General features: G+C 39.1%; 15 protein-coding genes. 10 read left to right on the forward strand and 5 right to left on the reverse strand.

The window, feature by feature from the left end; all coding sequences use genetic code 11:
* A complete protein-coding gene (locus E1140_RS15880; protein ID WP_155186042.1) occupies positions 1-969 on the reverse strand; it encodes a KpsF/GutQ family sugar-phosphate isomerase in 969 nt (322 codons plus the stop codon).
* A 76-nt stretch (positions 970-1,045) separates the two neighbouring features.
* Here E1140_RS15880 and recQ point away from each other — a divergent pair, with 76 nt between their 5' ends.
* The 6 genes from recQ to E1140_RS15910 all read left to right on the forward strand — a co-directional run bounded on the left by recQ (position 1,046) and on the right by E1140_RS15910 (position 9,121).
* A complete protein-coding gene (recQ, locus tag E1140_RS15885) occupies positions 1,046-3,232 on the forward strand; it encodes a DNA helicase RecQ (protein WP_155186045.1) in 2,187 nt (728 codons plus the stop codon).
* Positions 3,233-3,314: 82 nt separating this feature from the next.
* Positions 3,315-4,604: a phosphoribosylamine--glycine ligase gene (purD, locus tag E1140_RS15890; RefSeq protein ID WP_155186048.1), complete on the forward strand. Its 1,290-nt coding sequence runs from the start codon at positions 3,315-3,317 to the stop codon at positions 4,602-4,604.
* 46 nt (positions 4,605-4,650) lie between these two features.
* On the forward strand, positions 4,651-5,802 hold the full coding sequence (locus tag E1140_RS15895) for a PSP1 domain-containing protein (RefSeq protein WP_155186051.1): 1,152 nt from the start codon (positions 4,651-4,653) through the stop codon (positions 5,800-5,802).
* On the forward strand, positions 5,799-6,269 hold the full coding sequence (locus E1140_RS15900; protein ID WP_155186054.1) for a gliding motility lipoprotein GldH: 471 nt from the start codon (positions 5,799-5,801) through the stop codon (positions 6,267-6,269). The genes E1140_RS15895 and E1140_RS15900 overlap by 4 nt, the downstream gene beginning before the upstream one ends.
* Before the next feature lie 18 nt (positions 6,270-6,287).
* Positions 6,288-7,628, forward strand: coding sequence for a Trk system potassium transporter TrkA (trkA, locus tag E1140_RS15905; RefSeq protein WP_155186058.1), 1,341 nt, complete (start codon positions 6,288-6,290; stop codon positions 7,626-7,628).
* Positions 7,629-7,666: 38 nt separating this feature from the next.
* Positions 7,667-9,121, forward strand: coding sequence for a TrkH family potassium uptake protein (locus E1140_RS15910; RefSeq protein ID WP_155186061.1), 1,455 nt, complete (start codon positions 7,667-7,669; stop codon positions 9,119-9,121).
* Positions 9,122-9,335: 214 nt separating this feature from the next.
* On the opposite strand, the gene thrC is transcribed toward E1140_RS15910, so the two are convergent.
* From thrC to thrA, 3 genes are read right to left on the reverse strand one after another with little or no spacing between them, the layout of a single operon-like run.
* On the reverse strand, positions 9,336-10,613 hold the full coding sequence (gene thrC / locus E1140_RS15915; RefSeq protein WP_155186064.1) for a threonine synthase: 1,278 nt from the start codon (positions 10,611-10,613) through the stop codon (positions 9,336-9,338).
* Positions 10,600-11,541, reverse strand: a complete 942-nt coding sequence (locus E1140_RS15920; RefSeq protein WP_155186066.1) for a homoserine kinase — start codon at positions 11,539-11,541, stop codon at positions 10,600-10,602. The genes thrC and E1140_RS15920 overlap by 14 nt, the downstream gene beginning before the upstream one ends.
* Positions 11,534-13,975: a bifunctional aspartate kinase/homoserine dehydrogenase I gene (gene thrA, locus E1140_RS15925; RefSeq protein ID WP_155186070.1), complete on the reverse strand. Its 2,442-nt coding sequence runs from the start codon at positions 13,973-13,975 to the stop codon at positions 11,534-11,536. The genes E1140_RS15920 and thrA overlap by 8 nt, the downstream gene beginning before the upstream one ends.
* Before the next feature lie 487 nt (positions 13,976-14,462).
* Between thrA and E1140_RS15930 the strand changes: the two genes are divergently transcribed.
* Together E1140_RS15930 and E1140_RS15935 are read left to right on the forward strand one after the other, a co-directional pair.
* Entirely contained in the window at positions 14,463-14,759 is a 297-nt protein-coding gene (locus tag E1140_RS15930) for a GIY-YIG nuclease family protein (protein WP_185153632.1), read from the forward strand.
* Positions 14,760-15,056: 297 nt separating this feature from the next.
* Entirely contained in the window at positions 15,057-16,865 is a 1,809-nt protein-coding gene (locus tag E1140_RS15935) for a M61 family metallopeptidase (RefSeq protein WP_155186073.1), read from the forward strand.
* Positions 16,866-16,870: 5 nt separating this feature from the next.
* Here E1140_RS15935 and E1140_RS15940 read toward each other — a convergent pair whose 3' ends face one another.
* Positions 16,871-17,914, reverse strand: coding sequence for a zinc-dependent alcohol dehydrogenase family protein (locus tag E1140_RS15940; protein ID WP_155186076.1), 1,044 nt, complete (start codon positions 17,912-17,914; stop codon positions 16,871-16,873).
* 207 nt (positions 17,915-18,121) lie between these two features.
* Between E1140_RS15940 and E1140_RS15945 the strand changes: the two genes are divergently transcribed.
* Positions 18,122-18,676, forward strand: a complete 555-nt coding sequence (locus tag E1140_RS15945; protein ID WP_155186078.1) for a carboxymuconolactone decarboxylase family protein — start codon at positions 18,122-18,124, stop codon at positions 18,674-18,676.
* A 33-nt stretch (positions 18,677-18,709) separates the two neighbouring features.
* On the forward strand, positions 18,710-19,144 hold a 435-nt coding region (locus tag E1140_RS15950), incomplete at its 3' end, for a YHS domain-containing (seleno)protein (protein WP_155186081.1).

The raw sequence follows: 19,144 nt of genomic DNA on the forward strand, positions 1-19,144 counted from the left end.
TTAAATAATCCCCTCTTTCAATAAGTCATGAAGATGTACAAAACCAACGACTTTTCCATCGTCAAGGACAATAACTTGACTTATACTGTTTTGCTGCATGATGTTTAGTGCTTTTACAGCAAAATCTCCCTTATTAACATTTTTAGGCATACCGCTCATTATTTGAGCCGCTGTTACCTTATCTAGATCAAAACCTTTTTCTATAGCCCTTCTTAAGTCTCCATCTGTCACAATCCCGGTTAACTCATCCTTACCATTTACTACCGCTGCTGCCCCTAGTCTTTTGGAAGAGATTTCTAAGATTACCTCTTTAAAAGTAGTGTCCTCTTTAACAATCGGCACTTCATTTTGAGCATAGATATCATCTACTTTTAGATATAATTGTTTCCCTAAAGACCCTCCAGGGTGATACTTGGCAAAGTCTTCACTGGTGAAATTATTTAACTCCATTAAACAGATGGCCAATGCATCACCCATAGCCATATGAGCAGTCGTACTTGTTGTAGGTGCCAGGCTAATAGGGCATGCTTCTTCATCAATGGTGGCATTGAGTATATGATCTGCTTGTTTAGCTAGGTAAGAATCTACATTACTTACTAAAGCAACCAACTTTGAGCCAGTCCTTTTTAGCAATGGAACCAGCACCTTGATCTCTGGGGTATTACCACTTTTTGAGAGGCAAATTACTATGTCATCTTTTTGGATCATCCCTAAATCGCCATGTATGGCATCTGCTGCATGCATAAACAAAGCAGGGGTTCCCGTTGAGTTTAGGGTAGCCACAATTTTGTTGGCAACAATGGCACTTTTTCCTATCCCTGTGATGACCACACGTCCTTTAGAATTGTAAATATCAAGGACACATTTTTCAAAATCTTCATCTACCAGAGATGATAATTTACGGAGAGCGTCAGCTTCATTTAAAAGTACTTCCTTGGCGATTTTTTGAATATTTTTTGCTAACTTCAATGTCCTTTTAGATTGGTGATTCAGGCGGGGCAAAGATAATAAAACATAGAGAAATAGTACTTTATCAATTACAAAGATGCTGGCAGCAGAAACAGACATATTACGAGGTAAGCTCAAGGAAGTGTTTGGCTATAGTCAGTTCAGGGGAACGCAGGAAGCTATAATCCAAAACATACTTAACAAACACAATACATTTGTTATAATGCCCACCGGTGCGGGCAAATCCTTATGTTACCAATTGCCATCGTTGGTGGCAGATGGTTTAGCGGTGGTTATTTCACCTTTAATAGCGTTAATGAAGAATCAGGTCGACCAAATGAATGCATTCGGTATTAACGCTCAATTCCTAAACTCAACATTGTCAAAATCTGAGATTACACGAGTGAAAAAGGAATGTCTTAATGGTTCTATAAAGCTGCTTTATGTGGCTCCGGAATCATTAACTAAGCCTGAAAATGTAGATTTCCTTAAAAAAGTAGATATTGCTTTTGTCGCGGTGGATGAAGCACATTGTATCTCAGAATGGGGACATGACTTCAGACCTGAATACAGAAGAATAAAAGAAATAATAGCGCAAATAGGTAACCTTCCTATTATTGCTCTTACAGCAACAGCAACGCCTAAGGTTCAACTCGATATTCAGAAGAATCTGAATATGGAAGGGGCCAATCTTTTTAAGTCTTCATTTAATAGAACTAATCTGTTTTATGAAGTAAGGCAAAAAAGACATGCAAAAAAGCAGCTGATTCAGTTTCTAAAAGGTCACAAAGGTAAATGTGGTATTATATATTGCCTTAGCCGGAAGAAGGTAGAAGAGATTGCAGAAATGCTTAATGTTAATGGCTTCAATGCGGCACCTTATCACGCAGGACTTGAACCCGGCATTCGCGAGAAAAATCAGGATGGCTTTCTAAATGAAGATATCGATATTGTGGTGGCAACTATTGCCTTTGGCATGGGTATAGATAAGCCAGATGTACGGTTTGTTGTCCATTATGATGTTCCTAAATCTTTAGAAGGATATTATCAGGAAACGGGTAGAGCGGGTCGTGATGGGCTTGAAGGTCATTGCTTGATGTTCTATAGTCATAATGACATTAATAAACTTGAGAAATTCAATAAGGATAAGCCTGTGCAAGAGCGGGAGAACTCTAGAGTATTGCTGCAGGAGATGTCCTTTTATGCTGAATCTCCAGTGTGTCGAAGAAAGCAATTGCTTCATTACTTTGGTGAAGAGTATATGCAGGACAACTGTGGAGGTTGTGATAACTGCGTTAACCCAAAAGATAAATATGAGGGCAAAGACTATGTACATAAGGCCATAGATGCCGCTCTTCAAACTGGCGAAAGATTCGGTTTAAACCACTTGGTACATGTGCTGCGTGGTGTAAATAATCAATATACCAAGTCATACAGCCATGATAAGCTTCAGATATTTGGAAAAGGTGATAATGAAGATGAAGAATTCTGGAAAAGCGTAATTCGGCAGACTTTGATTTATGAATATCTTGAAAAGGATATTGAGAACATTGGGGTGCTTAAGGTGTCAGAAAGAGGAAGAGCGTTCCTTGACAATCCAGTATCAGTGATGTTGGCTAAAGATCATGAGTATACAACTGGTGAGGAAGAAGATGAAATAGTGGAAAGAGCTCCAATAAATGCTAAGGCATATGATGAGGAGCTGTTCACGTTATTAAAAGCTTTCCGCAAAAAGTTAGCACATCAACTTGATTTACCTCCTTATGTGTTGTTCCAGGATCCTTCATTAGAGGAAATGGCAACAACTTATCCAACAACAGAAGAAGAGCTGTCACAGATCAATGGTGTGGGTGTTGGTAAGGTGGCCAAGTTTGGTAAAGAGTTTATAGGCCTCATCAAAGAGTATGTTGAGGAAAATGATATTGTAACAGCTTCAAAAGTGGTTGTCAAATCTTCTGTGAATAAATCAAAGATGAAGATTTTTATCATTCAGCAGATTGATAGAAAAATAGATCTTGATGAAATTGCTGAATCAAAAGGGATAACATTCGAGGCGCTCTTAGATGAGATTGAAAACATCTGTTACTCGGGCACCAGGTTGAACCTGGATTATTACATTGATGAGATTCTTGATCCTGAGAAGCAGGATGATATTTTTGAATACTTTCTGAACGCAGAATCTGATAGTATTGATGAGGCGCTTGATGACGAGGACAATGAAGATTACTCAGAGGAGGAGCTGCGGTTAATGCGTATTAAATTCATGTCTGAATACGCCAATTAAATCATCACACATTTTAGAAGTATAACCATGAAGTTATAGTCATTTGTATAACTTTGTGCCTTTATAAAATAATATTCAAAGCATGAATATACTCGTCTTAGGAAGTGGCGGTCGTGAACATACACTGGCCTGGAAAATATCTCAAAGTTTTAATTGCACTCAAGTTTTTGTTGCTCCGGGTAATGCGGGCACAGACCTTATAGCTATAAATGTTGACATTAGCGTTAATGACTTTTCAGCTATTGGTGAGTTTGTTCTGGAAAATGAAATTGACCTAGTGGTTGTTGGCCCAGAGGACCCTTTGGTAAATGGCATCAGAGACTTTTTTGAAGCAAACGAGAAACTGAAGAGTATAAATTTAGTCGGCCCTGGTAAAGTGGGTGCTCAACTTGAGGGGAGTAAAGATTTCAGCAAAATCTTTATGCAAAAACATGGAGTACCTACCGCTGAGGCTCAAACTTTTAGTGCAGACACCATAGATCAGGGGTATACATATCTTGAAGGTTGCGATATGCCAATAGTGCTTAAGGCAGATGGACTAGCGGCGGGCAAGGGTGTGGTGATCGCTCAGAGTATAGAGGAGGCTAAGGACACATTGAAGTCTATGCTGCTGGATAAGCAGTTTGGGGATGCCAGTTCCAAAGTGCTAATTGAGCAATACCTGGATGGTATAGAACTATCCGTTTTTGTGCTGACTGACGGTAAAGATTATGTTGTCCTTCCTGAAGCAAAAGATTATAAAAGAATAGGTGAAGGAGATACCGGCCTAAATACTGGTGGTATGGGGGCTGTTTCGCCAGTTAAATTTGCCGACAAGGCCTTTATGGACAAGGTAGAGGAGAAAGTAATTAAACCAACTGTCGATGGACTGAAGGCTGATAATATAGATTACAAGGGATTCATTTTCATCGGATTGATGAACGTAGGTGGAGAGCCCTATGTAATCGAATACAATGTAAGAATGGGTGACCCTGAAACACAGGTTGTTATACCAAGAATCCAGAGTGATATTGTTGATATGCTATTGGCAGCTGCTGAGGGCACTTTAGGTGATTATAAACTAGAGATTGGTGAGTTTAATGTTGCTGGAGTAGTCTTGGTTTCTGGCGGGTATCCTGGCTCATATGAAAAGGGAAAATCGATTCAGGGACTTGCTGATGTTACGAATTCATTGGTTATCCATGCAGGAACAACGCAGGAAGATTATGAAGTGTTGACCAATGGAGGGCGTGTGCTAACCATCATTGGGCGAGGTGATGATATGGAAGCTGCAATATCTAATGCCTATAAAGACGTAAATTCTATTAAGTGGGATGGTATGTATTATAGAAAAGACATTGGAAAAGATATTTTAGCTCCCCGAATATTTTAGACTCTTGAATTATTTATCTTTATTGTAGATGAAAATTTACTAAGCGATGGGATGCGGAACGTGTAGTTCAGGTGGCAGTAAAGTCTCCGGTTGTAATAACAACGGTGGGTGTGCAACTGGTGGATGCAATAAGATGAATGTTTTTGACTGGCTCTCCAATATGGATGTGCCTGTTATAGATAAATTTGATGTTGTTGAAGTCCGTTTTAAAGGCGGCCACAAGGACTTTTTTAGAAATACAGAAAATCTGGAACTCACCACTGGTGATGCAATAGTGGTAGATGTGCCTAATGGACACCATTTGGGGCATGTGTCGCTACAAGGGGAGTTAGTGCGTCTTCAGATGCAGAAGAAAAAGGTAAAGAACAACGAGGACATTAAGAAAATTTACCGAATCGCTCACCAAAAAGATCAGGAAAAATACGAAGAGGTAAAGAAGCGTGAAATGCCAACGCTCTATCGTGCTCGTCAAATTATAGATGATTTAAAGCTTGAAATGAAACTGTCTGATGTTGAATATCAGGCTGACAATTCAAAAGCTACATTCTTCTACTCTGCTGAAGACAGAGTGGACTTTAGAGAATTAATAAAATTACTTGCCGGGGAATTCCGCATCCGAGTTGAAATGCGTCAGATAAGCTTAAGACAAGAAGCCGGAAGATTAGGAGGAATTGGTTCTTGCGGCAGAGAATTATGTTGCTCAACATGGTTATTTGATTTTAAAAGTGTGAGCACCAGTGCTGCACGTTATCAAAACCTTTCTTTGAATCCAAGCAAGCTTTCAGGTCAGTGTGGTAGATTGAAATGCTGTCTTAACTATGAGCTGGATACTTACATCGATGCCCTAGAAGACATTCCAAAGGTTGAGAAACCCTTACTTACAGAACAAGGTGTTGCTAAGCTTCAAAAGACAGATATTTTCAGAAAAATAATGTGGTTTGGCTATGATGACGAAAACACATGGTTCCCTATTGAAGCCAAGCGCGTTAAGGAAATTATCAAGCTCAACAAGGCTGGTAAAAAACCATCATCACTTCAAGAGGATAATGTACCTGTAAAAGAAGAAGTAACAATCAATAGTGATCTGGAGAGAATGGATAAGAAATACTCCACCAACACTAAAAAGAAGAAAAGAAGAAAAGGGAAAAAGAGATTTCCTAAAAACCGCAATCAAGACAGGAAGAATAAGCCATCATGAGATTAGTTTTAGCAGCAGTAATTTTCACTTTTCTTGCAAGTTGTGATGATTCTCGAGTGTATGAAGAGAATCTGGATGTAGCGAATAAAATTTGGATAGCAGATTCAGCAAAGATTTTTCAGTTTAACATAAAAGATGCTGACAAGAGGTATAACCTATATTTTAATCTTAGAAATACTGTAGCCTACCCCTACGAAAACATATATGTGACTTATACACTAAGAGACACATTGGATAACCAGCTTAAAAAGGAGTTGGTTAATTTCAATTTGTTCGATCCTAAAACCGGTGAGCCTTTTGGTTCAGGTTTGGGAGATGTATTTGATCACCAACTACCGATATTGAATAATTATAAATTTGATCATACCGGACCTTTTGTCTTTCATCTGCAGCAGTATATGCGGATGGATTCATTGCCTGAAATAATATCTGCAGGCTTGAGAGTAGAGCAGGCAATAAATGAGTAATCTGGTGATCTTTTACTTATGAAAATAATAATTGCAGGAGCGGGCGATGTAGGTTTTCATTTGGCTAAACTATTAGCCAATGAAGGTCATGATATTGTCTTGGTTGACAGGGATGGCTTGCGCCTAAAACAAGCTTCTTCTTCCTTGGATGTTAGCATTGTAAAAGGTAATTCTACTTCATACAAAGTTCTTGAGGAGGCAGATATTAAAAATTCAGACTTACTAATAGCCGTAACCTCATCAGAAGAGGCAAACCTCACAACCTCAATGATAGGTAAGCACTTAGGCGCCAAACAGACCATTGCAAGAATTCAAAATGTTGAGTACCTGCTCAATAAAGAAAAGCTTGATCTTAAAGATTTAGGAATTGACGAGATTATTTCACCGGAGTCTCTAGCTGCTAAGGAGATAAAAAGGCTTCTTAAGGAAGTTGCTATCACTGATACTTTCGATTTTGATGAAGGAAAACTTTCACTTCTTGGTGTAATCATCGATGAAACTAGTAAGTTAAAAGGCAAGTCATTAATGGAAATGGCGCACCTAAACCCTTCACAAAATTTCCTGACCGTAGCCATTCTTAGAAACAATCAGACTATTATTCCTCATGGTGATAATGTCTTTCAAGAGGGTGATCATGCCTATTTTATCTCTCAGCCGGACGGTATTGATGAAGTTTTGGCATTATCAGGCAAGGTGAAGCAGGAGATTAAGAATGTAATGATTCTTGGTGGTAGTAAGGTTGGTTTTCATGCCGCTAAGAGCCTAAGTAGAAAATTTAATGTTAAGCTGATCGAAAGTGACAAAGACAAGTGCTTTGAATTAGCTGACCAGCTTAAAAATGTAATGGTCATCAATGGGGATGGCCGTGATGTTGAATTACTGGAAGAAGAGGGTATTGATGATATGGATGCTTTTATTGCCGTTACAGGTAATTCGGAGACCAATATCATCTCATGTCTTGTAGCAAAAAATCATAGTGTTAAAAAGACCATCTCATTGGTTGAAAATATTGACTATATCCATTTGTCGCAGAATATTGGTGTTGATACTATGATCAACAAAAAGTTGATTGCGGCTAACTTTATATTCAGGTATGTACGTCAGGGGGAGATTATCTCATTGACTAGTATCCATGGTGTGGATGCTGAGATATTGGAATTCATTGTAAAAGCAGGTTCAAAAATTACTCAGGCAGAGATTAAATACTTAGAATTCCCCAAAGGGGCAATTATCGGTGGTGTAGTGAGAAATGGTGTTGGTTATACCACCATGGGTAATTTCCAATTCAGACCTAAAGACAGAGCTGTCGTGTTATGCCGTCTGGAGTGCATAAAAACAGTGGAGGAGTTTTTCAAGTAAACTAAATTTGATACTTTCGAAGATTATCAAAGCACTGGATGAGATTTAACTTCAAACAAATTGCCAGTTTTTCGGGTTTACTTCTCATTATCAATGGCATTTTCATGTTCTTGTGTTTGCCATTCTCCATATATTATGATGAACCAATCTACCCCTTAGGCCTATCAGGTCTTATTACGCTTTTAACAGGTGCCACAATTTGGTTCATTAATAGAAAAAACGAGAATAAAGAACTAAAGAAAAAGGATGGTTATCTGGTCGTGATTGTTGGCTGGTTAACTATGTCAATGTTCGGTACAATGCCTTTTTTACTATCTGGTGAGATTTCAAATTTTACAGATGCATTTTTTGAAACCATTTCAGGATTCACAACTACAGGGGCATCCATTCTAACAGATATAGAGAGTGTTTCGAAAGGCATTTTATTTTGGCGCAGTCTTACCCAGTGGATTGGTGGAATGGGAATTATAGTTTTGGCAGTGGCCATATTACCAATCTTGGGAATTGGAGGTATGCAGCTCTTTATTGCTGAAGCTCCCGGCCTATCACCAGATAAAATGAAGCCTAGAATTAAAGAGGTGGCCAAGCGACTTTGGTTCATTTATATTGGTTTGACCATGCTCGAAATGGTATTATTGATGTTTGGAGGTATGAATTTTTATGATGCCATTAACCACGCTTTAACTACAATGGCTACTGGAGGCTTCTCTACTAAAAATGACAGCGTGGCTCACTTTGATTCTGCATATATTCAATATGTTATAACCTTCTTCATGTTTTTAGCGGGGACCAATTTCACTATTACTTATTATGGGCTAAAAGGAAAGTTTGCCAAAGCCTGGTCAAATGAGGAGTTTAGGAATTATGTTATCCTTATTATTCTACTTTCGGTATGTATATCATTTTTTGTCTTCTCTTCAAAATGGGAAGGTTTCGAAAAATCATTTAGAGATTCAATGTTTCAGGTTGTATCCATCATTACAACCACGGGCTTTGTATCAGCAGATTATACCGCATGGGCACCATTTTTAACTATTATCTTCTTTCTACTCATGTTTGTTGGGGCTTCAGCTGGCTCTACTGCTGGTGGAGTAAAGATTATAAGACATACGCTCTTGTTTAAGAATAGCTTTCTTGAAATGAAGCGTCAGCTTCACCCTTCAGCAGTCATACCAGTACGACTCAATAGTCAGGCGGTAAGTAGAGATATTACTTATAATGTGCTGGCCTTTGTTATGATTTATTTACTCATTTATGGTGTGGGTGTGTTTTTGATATCATTCACAGGTGTTGATTTTGATACTGCTTTAGGTGCCGTGGCTACTTGCCTGGGTAATATTGGCCCTGGATTAGGAAGTGTAGGACCAGTAAATAATTTTGCACACATCACACCATTTGGTAAGTGGTTATTAGCTTTTCTGATGCTACTAGGTAGACTAGAACTTTTTACTGTATTGATGCTTTTTAATCCTAATTTCTGGAAGAAATACTAGAGATGAAACATCTTATAATTACAACTCAGGTTGCTGCTGTTATTTATTTACTCCTAGATCTTTTTGAGGTGGTGAATTATCCTGTGTTAAGAGTAGCGGCTTATAGTGTTATTATCTTAGCACTTGTTTATACACTTGTAATAGCTTCTCGGAAGAATCAAGCCTAGAATACTACAATTCGGGCATTTGCTATCGGCTAATTTCACTTCAAATTTTAACCCACAAGTATTTCTTTCAAAGCTTCATAATCATTTGCAATGGGAATACTCACCTTGGTCTTGTCTAAATAGGCGGCTAGCCTCTCCGGAATTTCAACTTCCCCAATTACCTCATTAACGGTATCGAGGAACTTAGCCGGATGGGCAGTTTCCAGAAACACTCCAATGCAATCATGATTTTTCATATAACTCTTCAATCCAAGATAACCAACGGCACCATGAGGATCTAAAATGTAGCCTTTCTCATCAAACACTTTTTTCATAGCGGTTTTAGTCTCACCATCAAGAAAACTATAGCCAGTGATGTCTTTGGTGATGCCGTCCCACGATTGTTGATACAGTTCCGTCATGCGGCCGAAGTTGCTCGGGTTGCCCACGTCCATGGCATTAGAGATGGTTTGAACAGAAGGCCTTGGTTTGAATTTGTTCTCATTCAGGTATTGCGGGACAATATCATTGGCATTTGAAGAGGCCACAAAACCTTTAATACCAAGACCCATAGCTTTGGCTAATAAACCTGCTGTCAAATTTCCATAGTTACCACTAGGTACAGAAAAAACAATTTTCTGATCTGTTGGTAATTGCTTCATTGCCCAGAAATAGTAAAATGATTGTGGGATAAGCCTGGCGATATTAATAGAATTAGCAGAGGTTAATTTTATCGATTCGTTTAATTCCTTATCCAGAAAGGCAGTTTTCACCAACGCCTGGCAATCATCAAAAGTGCCATCAACTTCTAATGCAGTAATATTTTGCCCTAGAGTAGTAAGCTGTTGCTCTTGCAAATGACTCACTTTACCTTTTGGGTAAAGAATAACTACGTCAACATTGGGCACACCTAAAAAACCATTGGCCACTGCACTTCCGGTATCACCAGAAGTGGCCACTAAAACGGTAACTTTTTCATCAGAAAACTGACTTAAGCAGCGCGCAAGGAAACGGGCACCTACATCTTTAAAAGCACAAGTAGGGCCATGAAAAAGCTCCAAACTATAAACATTGTCTTCTACCCTTACTACAGGGATGTCAAAATTTAAGGTCTCTGTAACAATCTCTTCCAGGTCGTTTTTTGAAATATCATCACCAACAAATGGATAGGCTACTTCTAGTCCAATCTCATGAATACTCTTATCATTAAGATTAGCGAAAAACTGCTCTGAGAGTTGTGGAATGTACTCAGGCATAAAAAGACCATTGTCCTCAGGTAATCCCTTTATCACCGCTTCTTTGAATGAAACAGACTCTACAGATCTTTTGGTACTATAAAATTTCATACGATGGTTCTAATGTTTTACATCCTTTCGGATTGATTTGAGAAATGTGGATATCATGATTGATGTCCAATTGATTATAAATGCCTTTAAAGGCAGCTCCTATTTTATCGGCAACTGATTTGTTTTCACAAAGGGCAAAAACTGATGGCCCTGAACCTGATATGCTACAGCCCAAAGCACCATTATTTTTGGCAGCTTCTTTCAGAGTTTCAAAACCTGGGATTAGCATCGACCGAATGGGTTCAACAATCAAATCTTCCAATGATCTGCTAATAAGATCAAAGTCACTACTTGCCAGACCCGATACAAAGCCTGCCAGGTTTCCCCACTGTGCCACCGCCAGCTCCAGGGAAATTTCCTTTTTCAACATTTTCTTTGAGTCGGAAGTTTTCACCTCGATATGTGGGTGCACGGCTGTTACATAAAGTGATGTTGGGTATGAGAGCTTGATCACATCCAATGGATTATAACTACGCACTAATGTAAAACCACCAAGCAATGAAGGAGCAACATTATCTGCATGGGCTTTGCCAGAAGAAGCGGTTTCTCCGGCCATAGCAAAAGGCACCAATTCCAATTTGGTCAATGGCTGGCCAAGTAATTCATTCACACCATACACAGCGCCTGCCGCACTTGAGGCACTTGACCCCAGTCCACTACCAGCTTTTACATTTTTATGGATATTTATGGTCACACCTTTTTTAGACTTCAAATGATTTAGCAAGGCTCTTGCAGCCACGCCCGCTACATTGATCTCAGGATCAGTTGGTAAATCAGGATCAGACATAGAAATCTTAATGACACCAGAGTCATTCAGTGTTAATTCCATATAGTCGCCAATATTGTCGAGGGCTAGTCCTAATACATCATAGCCAGGGCCAACATTGGCCACTGTAGCTGGTGCAAATATTTTTATAGACTTATCCATTAGCGATTCTCATTATATCGGCAAATATTCCCATGGCGGTAACTTCTGCACCAGCACCAGCACCTTTGATCACTAAAGGCTGCTCTGGGTAGCGTTTGGTAGTAAAGAGCACAATATTGTCTTTACCCTCCAGATTGTAGAATGGATGATCCTGGCTTACGAACTTAAGACCTCCTTCAGCTTTTCCTTTGTTGAAAGAAGCCACGTATTTTATCTTTTTATTGTCATCAGAGGCCTTTTTATATAGCTGCTGGAACTCCGCCTCATGAGCTTCAAGAGAAGCTAAAAATTTATCAACAGAAGGTGCGTCCATACATTCTTTAGGTATAAAAGGCACTCCTTTAATATCACTTAATTCCATTTCTAAACCAGATTCTCGTATCAAGATGAGAATTTTTCGCATTACATCCACACCGCTTAGGTCTATTCTAGGATCAGGTTCAGTGAAGCCCTGTTTCATAGCTTCTTTTACTACATCTACAAAGCGACTTTTATCATTGAAATTGTTGAAAATAAAATTCAAACTACCTGAAAGTACAGCTTCAATTTTATAAATCTCATCACCACTTTTGATCAAATCGTTTAGGGTGTTGATAACAGGTAGACCTGCCCCTACATTAGTCTCAAATAAGAACTTGGTTCTATAGCGGAGTGCTGTTTGCTTAAGCTCCTTATACTTATCAATACTCTGGGTACATGCTATTTTGTTTGGAGTTACTACCGCAATGCTTTCTTCCAAAAGCTGGTTGTAAATTGTAGCGACATCTTCATTAGCTGTATTGTCTATGAAAATGCTATTTCTCAGGTTCAGGTCTATGGCCTGTTGAATGAAGCCTTTCAGGGTCATTTTTTCTCCACTTTCAAGAAGCGAGTCTTTCCAGTTTTTAAGACTAATACCATCTTCATCAAATAGCATCTTTTTAGAGTTGGCTAGAGCCACGATCTTAACATCTATATGATGATGCTTCAATAAATATGATTTTTGCTTATTAATTTGCTCCACCAAAGTGCCGCCTACATTGCCAATACCAATCATAAAAAGGTTGATGCGCTTTCGATCTGATAAGAAGAAGCTTTCATGTAAACTGTTGAGTGCCTTTCTTACTTCATTGTTTTGAATGACTACAGAAATATTCTTCTCAGAAGAACCCTGAGCGATGGCTTTTATATTAATGCCATTCTGACTCAATGTGCTGAACATGTTCCCACTTACACCCACTTGTTCTTTCATTTTGGATCCTACAAGGGCAACAATCGACAGGTTTTTCTCTATTTCTAAAGCATCAATCTTATGACGAGATAGTTCAAATTCGAATTCTTCTTCAACAGCTTCTTTGGCTATTTCACAATCATGTTCATCAATTCCTACACAAATGGAGTGTTCAGATGATGCCTGTGTAATCAATATGATATTTACTTTGGCACTGGACAATGCCTTGAAAAGACGGTGTGAAAAGTTAGGAATACCAACCATACCACTGCCTGATAGGTTAACTAAAGCGATATTTTGGATGCATGAAAGCCCTTTAATAATGTTGCCATTCCCGTTGCCTTTATTAGAAATTACAGTGCCGTAATCATCAGGTTTAAAAGTGTTCTTGATATGAATAGGTATATTGGCCTCCAGTACAGGTTGAATGGTTGGTGGATAGATCACCTTGGCTCCGAAATGGGAGAGCTCCATCGCCTCTTCATAACTTATTTCTTTAATGGCATAAGCTCTACTTACCAATCGAGGATCGGCTGTCATCATGCCACTGACATCTGTCCAGATTTCTAGTTCTTTACTTTTTAAAATAGAGGCCAAAATGGCCGCGGTATAGTCAGATCCACCTCTGCCAAGCGTTGTTGTTTCATCATTTTTATTAGAGGCCACAAAACCTGGACATACCCAGCAGTTAGACTGATCTTTAAAATAGGTCTTAACCTCTTCAGAAGTCGTCTGAAAGTCTACATTGGCTCGGCCATAATTGCTGTCTGTCTTAATAAACTGTTTGGCATCTGCCCAGCTGCTCTTGAGCCCTGAGTCATTGAAATAATCATTGATAATCAATGAAGATAATGTTTCACCGAAACTCAAGATTCTGTCCTGAGTTTTGAGGCTTAATTCTCTGATAAGGTAAACACCTCTAAAAATATCTTCCAAATCGTTTAATAGCATTTTTACCTTGCTTAGGGTTTTGCCCTGTCCTTTTACAGAAATAAGCTCCTGCACTGTTTTTATGTGCCTTGACTCTATCTGGTTAAGTTGCTTTAGGTATTGATCATCTCCTGAGGCGGCAAGTTCACTACATTCAATTAATAGATTGGTAATGCCGCCAAACGCAGAAACCACGGCAACTAAAGGTTGCTGTTTATTGACAATGATGTTTTTAACTAATGATATATTTTTTGCTGAGGCTACAGATGTACCTCCAAATTTCACAACAAGCATGGTTGAGATTTTTAAAGAATAAAATTTTATTTAGAAAAGTCGGCTAGTGCCTATGGCGATATGTAAATATTAACCCCGCGAAGGGGTTGTGATTGTTGTAATAATAGCAGCTATCACTACTGTTGTTGCAGTAGAAATAGTAGTGATGATATGGTTTGAAATGTTATTCACCAATGTGCTTTATTACGCTTGGAGAGATGAAACTAGTTTTTTATTTCTTCTTGTCAAAATATCAGTTGCTGTTGTAATGTCTCATTTTCAAGCTTTGGGCATAAAAGTTCTGTCAAAATAGGCCGCTATTCTATTTTAAATCGTATGCGAAGATTTTTTGCCGAATGGTAAGATTTATTCTTTTTGAGAGCCTTACCAATACGGCTTTCTAAGATTCCGGCCTGTCTGCCGACAAAGGCAGGCTCAAGGCCGGAATGACAACAATACCTAGGATAATGTCATTGCGGACCTGATTCGCAATCTTTAACTTCAAGGTGTGAGAGACCACCAATACTTCGTCTACATCCTATCCAATTTCACCAACACTACTGTCTATATTGGTGTGACTAATGACCTTGAAACTCGAGTGCGTCAACACAAAGACAAGTTGGTAAAAGGGTTTACTCAAAAGTATAATGTCGATAAGCTTGTCTACTTTGAAGAACATAATGATATCAGCAGGGCAATTGCAAGGGAAAAACAATTGAAGAATTGGCAGCGAGCTTGGAAAGATGAGTTAATTGAAGAGGATAATCCAAATTGGATCGATCTGAGCCAAGGGTGGTATGATTGATGATTTGCCTGAACGCTGTAAGATTCCGGCTCAAGGCCGGAATGACAACAATACTCAGGATAATGTCATTGCGGACCTGATCCGCAATCTTTAACTTCTGAAGTTGACATACTACCAATGCTTCATCAATATGGTGTTCAATTTCACCAATGCAATGGATAATTTTGGTGTGACGAATAGAACAAGAAGATTCCTGCTTAAGGCCGGAATGACAAATACTCAAGACGAACTCTTTAGGTTCATTCACCAGACAAATTTTATATTTATGGTATATTCGTTTTTTAAACATACGATTTCATGAAAAACCTTCTTTTACTATCATTTTTATTATTGATTGGTCTCATTGCTAATGCACAGACTAATTCTTTCACCATTTCATTCGATAATGCAGTACACCATGAAGCTGAAATAAAAGCGACCTTTCCAGATTTAAAGGAGTCAACTTTTTCAGTAAGAATGAGCAGGACATCCCCAGGAAGGTACGCCATCCATGAGTTTGCTAAGAATGTATATAATGTTGTAGCTACTGATAGTAAAGGCAAGGAGTTGAAAATTGTTAGACCTAATCCATATCAATGGGATATTACAGGCCATGATGGCACTGTCAGTATCAGCTATACTTTGTATGCTGATCATGGTGATGGCACCTACTCACAAATTGATGAAACACACGCACACTTAAATATCCCGGCCACTTTCATGTTTGCGCCTTCACAAGCTGATCGTGCTGTGCAGGTTACTTTTAATGTAAGAGAGGACTTGAAATGGAAGGTAGCTACGCAGTTGAAACCAGTATCTGGCAATACCTTCTCAGCACCAAATCTTCAATATTTCATGGACAGTCCAACAGAGGTCAGCAATTGGGATATTCGTCAATTTGAAGTTGAATCAAGTGGAAAAAAGTATAATGTAAGGTTTGTACTTCACCATAATGGCACATCTGCTGACTTGGATACTTATTTTGAGAAAGTAAAGAAAGTCGTTCTCGCGGAGAAAGATGTTTATGGCGAGTTGGCGGATTATGACTTTGGCACATACACTTTCCTTGCCTGCTACTTACCCAATGTTTCTGGAGATGGCATGGAGCATAGAAACTCAACCATTTTAACAGATAGAGAAGGTCTTGCTGAAGGTGGTATGGAAGGTAATATTGGTACCGTTTCGCATGAATTTTTTCATTCATGGAATGTAGAAAGAATAAGGCCTCAGACATTAGAGCCTTTTGACTTCACTGAAGCTAACATGAGTGGCGAACTGTGGTTTGCTGAAGGGTTTACCAGCTATTATACAGGCCTTATCTTATGCAGAGCAGGGGTGATTACTCCTCAGCAATATGTGGAAGGACTTGATGGTACTTTTAATTATGTGTGGAATTCACCAGCCAGACAGTTTTTCAATCCTATTGAGATGAGCTACCAGGCGCCATTTGTTGATGCGGCCACGGCTGTTGATCCTGTGAATAGAGAAAATACGTTTATCTCTTATTACTCCTATGGCAGCATTTTAGGCTTGTCGTTGGATTTATCACTAAGACAAAACAAGCTAAATCTAGATGATTATATGAAACTGGTTTGGCAAACTTATGGTAAAAATGAAGAGCCATACACTGTCAAAGACTTACATGAAACGTTGAAGAAATATGCGGGAAATGAATTTGGAGATATGTTTTTTAACAAATACATCTACAGCAGCGAAATGCCTGATTACAAAACCTTGCTGGCTTCTGTGGGTGTTGATCTGATACAGAATACAGCTATGCCCTATTTTGGGGCTTCGGTATATGCTAATAATGATGGATCTGTTACTATTAGAAGAAATACCTCCATTGGTAGCCCAGCATATAAAGCAGGACTTGATAGAGGACATGTGATCACAGCTATAAATGATGTGGTACTAACTACAGAGAAGACGTTGGATAATTTTGTGGCAGAACACAAAGTTGGGGATAAGTTGAAGGTTACTTATATCGCTTTTGGTGAGACAAGAACTACAGAAGTTGAATTAGCAGCAAGTCCAACTTATACTACTCAATTAGCAGAAAAAAATGGTGCTAAAGTAGATAAGAAGATTTTAGAGAAAAGAAAAGCCTGGTTGAAGGTAGAGTAATTCAATTAGCTAAAATCAGTAATAACCTCAATGCCTGATGTTTTTGACTGATGCATAACTGGTAATTTATCAATAACCTCGCTTAAGGATATAGTGTTGGCTACCAGTTTTTCAGGGTGTAGTTTTCCTGCTTTCATCATGTCCAGCATTTCCGTATACCGGTGTGCCTGCATACCATGACTGCCCAATATTTCCAACTCTTTACCGATGATCAGGTCTATTGGAATTTTGGAATTAGTATGCGCTGCATTCATAATACCGATTTGTACATGCCGGCCTCTTTTGCGCAGACAGCTTACTGAATTAAAAAGTACCTCTGGATGGCCCAATGCATCTATGGAAAGATGAGCCCCACCTTTCGTGAGCTCATTAATTTCACCAACCACATTGGGGGAATCAACTGAATTAATAGCAGCCACGGCACCTAGAGACTTTGCCAGACTGAGCTTTTCATTATTGATATCAATGGCTATAACCTGAGCACCAAAAGCAACGGCAATCATAATGGCGGATAAACCAACACCACCGCAGCCATGCACAACTACCCATTCTTCAGGCTTGACCCTGCCTTGATCAACTACTCCTCTAAATGAAGTGGCAAATCTACATCCCAGACTTGCTGCTGTAACAAATTCAACTTCTTTTGGAAGCTTTACCAGGTTGATATCTGCATAGTGAATGGAAACATATTGAGCAAAGGAGCCCCAATGTGTAAAGCCTGGCTGGAATTGGTTATCACAAATCTGTTGATTGCCAGTAGCACATTCAGGGCAGTGGCCACAGCCAGATACAAAAGGAACGGTTACGCGATCTCCTGCTTTAAAATTTTTGATAGCATTGCCGGTTTCAACCACTATACCAGCTAATTCATGACCGGGCACATGAGGTAATTTGATATCCTTATCGTGACCCATCCAGCCATGCCAGTCGCTGAGGCATAACCCTGAAGATTGCAGCTGAATAACCACACCATCTTTTTCTGGTGCTGGATCAGGTACATTTTGCAGCGTAAGCGCTCCCTGAAATTCTTCGTAAACAATGGCTTTCATACAATGATATTTGAAAGCCAGAAGTTAAGATTTCTTTTTGAATTTAGATGTTGCTGCTTTCTATAAATGTCTTTCCCTAACAGACTGTGATTAAGGCTTCGTACATATATACTGTTTGAGAAAATCATCCATCTACTTGCGCCCATTATCCATTTTCTACGGCTAGCGGTCAATATAATTTTGCGTCATAATCAAATTAAAAAAGATATGACACGATTAACAGCATTAAACAGGGACCAGGCTTCGAGCAGATCAAAAGAGCTTTTTGACGGTATTCAGGCCAAGCTTGGTACAGTTCCAAACATGATGCGAACTATGGGTAATTCTTCAGCAGTACTTGAAGGATACCTTAACCTAAGCGAATCACTAAGCAAAGGTGGTTTAGGCTCAAAAATGGGTGAGCTAATAGCCATGACTGTGGCTGAAGCGAATGCCTGCGACTACTGCTTGTCAGCACATGCCTATATAGGTACAAAGCTGGCAGGAATTGAAGCTGAAGAACTCAATGCTTCCCGAGATGCTCAGCATAACGACCCCAAGGTTGAGGCAGGGCTTTATTTTGCTAAAACCCTGGTAGAAAAACAAGGAAAGCCATCTTTTGAGGAAGTAATGGCAGTATTGGGCGCTGGCTACACTGAGGGAGAAGTGGGAGAAATTATTGCGCATGTAGCACTCAATATTTTGACTAACTACTTCAATAACACGGCAAATACGGAAATAGATTTCCCCAAGGTGAGAGCTAATGGCAATGCCGTATTGTAATTCAATTTTCACAAACATTTAAAATCTTATAAAATGAAAAATCTAATATTAATAATAGGGCTGATAGTTGCTGGTTTTATATCAGCAACAGCACAAATACCTCCTGTGGATGAAAATGGACTGGCCATAGGCGGCTATGATGTTGTCTCCTATTTCGATGACGAAGCACAAAAAGGGAGCGCAAAATTTACAGTTAAGCTAAATGGAGCAACCTATAGGTTTGTATCAGCCAAGCATAGGGATGCTTTTAAAAAAAAGCCCGGCAAATACTTGCCTCAGTTTGATGGATATTGTGCCTGGGGTGTAGCGGCAAAGGATACGAAGTTTCCTATTAACCCGGAAACGTTCGACATTATTGATGGAAAATTGTACTTGTTTTTCAACGGACCATTTGATGGTCAAAACTTCAATACCGTTTTATTGTGGACTGAAGAAACTACTAAGTTGAAAGAGCAGGCGCATTCAAAA

The sequence above is a fragment of the Fulvivirga lutimaris genome (assembly GCF_009711525.1).
Classification (GTDB): domain Bacteria; phylum Bacteroidota; class Bacteroidia; order Cytophagales; family Cyclobacteriaceae; genus Fulvivirga; species Fulvivirga lutimaris.

Bases quoted from the DNA above. Each gene is read 5' to 3' on its own strand.
- recQ (WP_155186045.1), top strand. From the start codon at position 1,046: ATGCTGGCAGCAGAAACAGACATATTACGAGGTAAGCTCAAGGAAGTG.
- purD (WP_155186048.1), top strand. From the start codon at position 3,315: ATGAATATACTCGTCTTAGGAAGTGGCGGTCGTGAACATACACTGGCC.
- E1140_RS15895 (WP_155186051.1), top strand. From the start codon at position 4,651: ATGGGATGCGGAACGTGTAGTTCAGGTGGCAGTAAAGTCTCCGGTTGT.
- E1140_RS15900 (WP_155186054.1), top strand. From the start codon at position 5,799: ATGAGATTAGTTTTAGCAGCAGTAATTTTCACTTTTCTTGCAAGTTGT.
- trkA (WP_155186058.1), top strand. From the start codon at position 6,288: ATGAAAATAATAATTGCAGGAGCGGGCGATGTAGGTTTTCATTTGGCT.
- E1140_RS15910 (WP_155186061.1), top strand. From the start codon at position 7,667: ATGAGATTTAACTTCAAACAAATTGCCAGTTTTTCGGGTTTACTTCTC.
- thrC (WP_155186064.1), bottom strand. From the start codon at position 10,613: ATGAAATTTTATAGTACCAAAAGATCTGTAGAGTCTGTTTCATTCAAA.
- E1140_RS15920 (WP_155186066.1), bottom strand. From the start codon at position 11,541: ATGGATAAGTCTATAAAAATATTTGCACCAGCTACAGTGGCCAATGTT.
- thrA (WP_155186070.1), bottom strand. From the start codon at position 13,975: ATGCTTGTTGTGAAATTTGGAGGTACATCTGTAGCCTCAGCAAAAAAT.
- E1140_RS15935 (WP_155186073.1), top strand. From the start codon at position 15,057: ATGAAAAACCTTCTTTTACTATCATTTTTATTATTGATTGGTCTCATT.
- E1140_RS15940 (WP_155186076.1), bottom strand. From the start codon at position 17,914: ATGAAAGCCATTGTTTACGAAGAATTTCAGGGAGCGCTTACGCTGCAA.
- E1140_RS15945 (WP_155186078.1), top strand. From the start codon at position 18,122: ATGACACGATTAACAGCATTAAACAGGGACCAGGCTTCGAGCAGATCA.